Source organism: Dolichospermum circinale AWQC131C, assembly GCF_000426905.1.
Taxonomy (GTDB): domain Bacteria; phylum Cyanobacteriota; class Cyanobacteriia; order Cyanobacteriales; family Nostocaceae; genus Dolichospermum; species Dolichospermum circinale.
In genome coordinates this window covers 1-4,607 of record NZ_APIY01000423.1, presented here as the reverse complement: position 1 = coordinate 4,607, position 4,607 = coordinate 1, and the positions used below count along the sequence as shown (strand labels likewise).

The window sequence follows — 4,607 nt, the reverse complement described above, 5'->3', positions numbered from 1 at the left end:
TCCCTGTTCCCTGTTCCCTGTTCCCTGTTCCCTGTCACCTGTTCCCTGTTCCCTGTTCCCTGTCACCTGTTCTTTGCTGTAAGGCTTCCCGTGCTTCTTCCCTGTCGTCAAAGTGGATTTTCTCAGTTCCCAGAATTTGATAGTCTTCGTGACCTTTTCCAGCTAATAATACACCATCTCCGGGTTGAGCTTGGAGAATTGCCGTACGAATTGCGGTAGCGCGATCGCTGATAACTATTGGTTGTAATATATCAGGAATGCCTGCCAATATGTCCTGTAATATCTTTTCTGGATCTTCTGTGCGGGGATTATCTGAAGTCACCACCACTAAATCAGCCAATTCTGCCGCTATTTTCCCCATTTTTGGACGTTTAGTGCGATCTCTGTCTCCACCACAACCAAACACACAAATCATTTTACCAGGAATAAAAGGCCGAGCAGCTTTGAGCAAATTTTCCAGACTATCGGGAGTATGGGCATAATCCACAATCACGCTAATATCCTGTTGTGGATTAAGTACCCGTTCCATGCGTCCAGGAACGCCGGGAAACTCAGGAATGGCATTTACTACCAAATCTAAATTTAACCCTAAATGGAGAGCCGCAGCGATCGCAGCCAAGAGATTTTCGAGATTATATTGACCAACTAAAGGGGAACTAAAAGCTGTATTTCCTTGAGGAGTATGTAAAATTCCACTGACACCATTGGGTTGATAATTTAAATCACTCATCCAAAAATTGGCGGTATTATTGTTAACGCTATAACTCCAAACCTGGTCGGATTTTGTGGACGCAATTAAGCGTTGACAGTAGGCATCATCGGCGTTAAGAATTGCTTTTCCTTGGAGATAGTCTGAACTAAATAGCAATGCTTTCGCGGCGAAATAGTCTTCCATATCCCTATGATAGTCTAAATGGTCTTGAGTGAGATTAGTAAAGACTCCGACCTCAAAATCACAATTTAACACTCTACCCTGGGCTAAAGCGTGAGAACTAACTTCCATGACGACGGTTTCACAACCAGCATTAATAGCATTGGCTAATTGCTGTTGTAAATCCACAGCAAAGGGAGTAGTATTCACAGATGTTTGTTCAAAACCAGGCCAACGGGTGTAAAGAGTGCCAATTAAAGCCGTCGGTAAACTAGATTTTGTGAGAAAATACTCAATTAAGTGGGTAGTGGTCGTTTTCCCGTTTGTCCCCGTTACACCCACCATTTTGAGTTTTTGTCCGGGATAACCATAAAAAGCTGCGGCTATTTGAGCGCAGGTTTTAGTCATATTATCGCTACTAATGACTAGAGAATTTGGTGAAGGGGGAGTTTTAAGAATTGCTGCGGAGGAAACAATGGCCGCTACCGCACCAGCAGCTAAAGCACTTGGCCAAAACTCCCCACCATCTACTCTAGTTCCTGGCATTCCCAAAAACAAATCTCCGGTCGTACAAGCATGAGAATTTGTTTTCAGCCCCTGAATATCAATATCCGGTATATTTACAGGAGATCCAATTCCATCTACAGTCGCTAATAATTCCCGTAATTTCATCTGTACCAACCTCGCCACAAGCTTGTCTTGGGCTTATTTAAACATGATTTTGTAGTTTATGGGGAAATTTTATGATCAAGGTGTTTTCGTTTTACTTGATGCTTGACCAATTCTACCGCCAATTGGATTGCTGCTTTCATACTTGTTGCGTCAGCAATACCCTTTCCCGCAATATCAAAGGCTGTTCCGTGGTCTGGTGAAGTCCGTACATAAGGTAAACCAATGGTAGTATTTACAGCCCGATCAAAAGCCATTAATTTAACAGGAATTAAACCTTGGTCGTGATAAAGTGCTAAATAAGCATCAGCGGGATTTTTGACCTCACCATTTCCATACCAAGCCAGACCTGGTTTTACCCACATTGTATCTGGTGGTATTGGTCCTTCTAACTGATTTAGGGAGTTTTTGGCGCGGTGTTTTTGGCGTTGTGACTCCAACCAGGGAATTAACCAGTCTATTTCTTCCGTTCCCAATTGTCCCATTTCTCCACTGTGGGGATTTAAACCGGAGATCACAATTCTCCAATTTTTCAGCCCAAAATCATTTTCCAAACACTCTACCAGCAAATCTAGTTTTTTTGTCAATAATTCTGGCGTTAATGTATTGGGTACTTGACATAAGGGAATATGTGTGGTAGCAAGTAAAGTACGGAGTGTCCAACCGGTCAAGGGAGATTGTGCCACAAACAACATTCCAAACCGGTCTTTGGAGATATTAAAGCCAGCCCTAGCGGCTAAAAGTTCCGTTTGTCCCGGATAGTTGTAACCTGCGGCTTTCCAGGCTGATTTAGCGATAGGTCCTGTGACAATTCCATCAAATTCACCCGCCAAAGTGTGAGATATAGCATATTCCATATAAGCAAAACTCGCCGCGCCACTGGCCGCATTACCCACACCCGTGACAATTTCACCAACAGCAGGTAGGTCAATAATAGACAAATCAGCGGGATTTGCCAAAATTAGATCATTATCAATATTTTTACTGATATTTTCATAAGTTATAGTTATTAAATTTTTGTTACCTACTACCGTCAGATCACAATTTTGAGTCACTTGTGGATCTGCTAAAGCCTTCAAAATTACTTCTGGTCCGATACCAGCCGGATCTCCTAGCGTTAATACCAACCGTGGGCGTTTATTGTGATTAGTCATGTTGGGTAATTGGTAATTTGTTGTTTGTCAGTTGTTGTTTGTCAGTTGTTGTTTCTTTGCTACTGACCACTGAACACTGACTTTTGACTATTCCCTATTCCCTGTTCCCAAATTGGTTTAGAATAGTTGATAAAGGTCTAACTCGATAGTTTTGATAAACTGAGTTGATCATAAACACAATCAGGAGAATTGTAACATAATGAGCAGTGAAATGTTAAATGCAGCTATATTACCTTTTAGTCTCATCTTCGTAGGTTGGGCTATCGGTGCTTTGTTACTGAAAATTCAAGGTGCGGAAGAATAAAGCCAATTCAAGATATTTGTGAGATTATGGTGCGTTCCCAACGCACCCTACAAAACAAAAAATGTCAATCTTGAGCTTTCATTTTCCAACCTGGTTTGACTACCTGACGACTACGTGCAATTACTAAGGCATCATCGGCGATATCTTCTGTCACAGTTGAACCTGCGGCGATGTAGACATCATTCCCGATAGTAATAGGTGCAACTAAAACACTATTAGAACCGGTTTTGGTGCGATCGCCAATAATTGTTCTATGCTTATTCACACCGTCATAATTAGCAGTAATTGTCCCTGCACCGACATTTACCTGAGTTCCAGCGGTCGTATCACCTAAATATGAGAGATGTGACACATTAGTGCGATCGCCCAATTGAGTGTTTTTCAACTCGACAAAATTACCAATTCTACAACCTACACCCACATTAGCATGACCGCGTAAATGGGCATAGGGACCGATGCGGGTATTATCCTGAATAATACTATCCGTGACTACAGAATATAGGACAGTGACATTTTCACCCAAGTTGCTATTTTCAATTAAACTTCCCGGACCAATACGACTACCAGACTTAATTACCGTCTTTCCACGCAAATGAGTTTGAGGTTCAATAATCACATCTGGCTGTAACTCCACAGTTTCATCAATAGTAATACTAGCCGGGTCAATTAACGTCACACCTGCTAACAACCATTTTGCGTGAATGCGTCTTTGGAAAATATCATTAGCAGCCGCCAATTGTAATCTATCATTAATTCCCAAAATTTCTTGGTAATCTTGAACATCTACCGCCATTACCTTACCCACCTGAGTTACAGCATCAGTAAGATAATATTCTTTTTGGGCATTATTAGCTTGTAAATGTGGTAAAATGTTAGCCAAATCTGGCCAACGAAAGCAATAAATACCAGCATTTACTCGGTTATTTTCTCTTTGATTAGGAGTACAATCTTTATCCTCAATTATTTTTTGGACAACACCTGCACTATCACGGAAAACCCTACCATAACCTTGAGGATTTGCCAATTGTGCAGTCAGAATAGTACAGGAATTATGATTTTCTTGGTGAGTTTGTAAAAGAGCTTTCAGAGTTTCAGTTCGCAACAAAGGGACATCACCATTTAAAATTAATAAATCCCCAGTATAATCTTGTAAATAGGGAAGTAATTGTTGGATAGCATGACCCGTACCTAATTGTACAGTTTGTTCCACAAACTCCACGCCATGAATTGAATCAATAGCCGTTTTTACTTCCTGAGACTGATAACCAACAATCACTAATTTGCGTGAAGGTGAAAGGGGTTCAGCACTTTCAATAACGCGTTCCACCAAAGATTTTCCACCCAAAGAATGTAAAACCTTAGGCAGATTAGATTTCATTCTTGTTCCTTTTCCTGCCGCGAGAATTGCTACAACAACCATAATTAGCTATCAGTAAATTTGCGATCAATGCCTTTTTGACTTGCTTCCTTCCAGGCGATATCATATCAGTTAATCATCTGTAGCGGGAGTCATAAGAAAATTTTAGATGATTAGAACCAAAGTAAAATACAGCAGTTTCCGATATTATGAAGTACAGATATTAATAATAAAACTCTTGTGGTGCGGGCA

4 protein-coding genes are annotated in these 4,607 nt (G+C 40.9%); 1 reads left to right on the top strand and 3 read right to left on the bottom strand.

Features of this window, described 5'->3' with window-relative positions:
* Positions 1-34: 34 nt before the first annotated feature.
* Both ACIR131C_RS21385 and pdxA read right to left on the bottom strand, forming a co-directional pair.
* Positions 35-1,543 (bottom strand): UDP-N-acetylmuramoyl-L-alanyl-D-glutamate--2,6-diaminopimelate ligase, encoded by a 1,509-nt coding sequence (locus tag ACIR131C_RS21385; RefSeq protein ID WP_035371266.1) that lies wholly within the window; start codon positions 1,541-1,543, stop codon positions 35-37.
* 56 nt (positions 1,544-1,599) lie between these two features.
* On the bottom strand, positions 1,600-2,694 hold the full coding sequence (gene pdxA / locus ACIR131C_RS0100630) for a 4-hydroxythreonine-4-phosphate dehydrogenase PdxA (protein ID WP_028088682.1): 1,095 nt from the start codon (positions 2,692-2,694) through the stop codon (positions 1,600-1,602).
* Positions 2,695-2,893: 199 nt separating this feature from the next.
* On the opposite strand from pdxA, the gene petM reads away from it, so the two are divergent.
* Positions 2,894-2,998 (top strand): cytochrome b6-f complex subunit PetM, encoded by a 105-nt coding sequence (gene petM / locus ACIR131C_RS0100625; protein WP_028083694.1) that lies wholly within the window; start codon positions 2,894-2,896, stop codon positions 2,996-2,998.
* Positions 2,999-3,062: 64 nt separating this feature from the next.
* On the opposite strand, the gene glmU is transcribed toward petM, so the two are convergent.
* Complete coding sequence (gene glmU, locus ACIR131C_RS0100620) at positions 3,063-4,418, bottom strand: bifunctional UDP-N-acetylglucosamine diphosphorylase/glucosamine-1-phosphate N-acetyltransferase GlmU (RefSeq protein ID WP_028088681.1); 1,356 nt, start codon at positions 4,416-4,418, stop codon at positions 3,063-3,065.
* Positions 4,419-4,607: the final 189 nt, after the last annotated feature.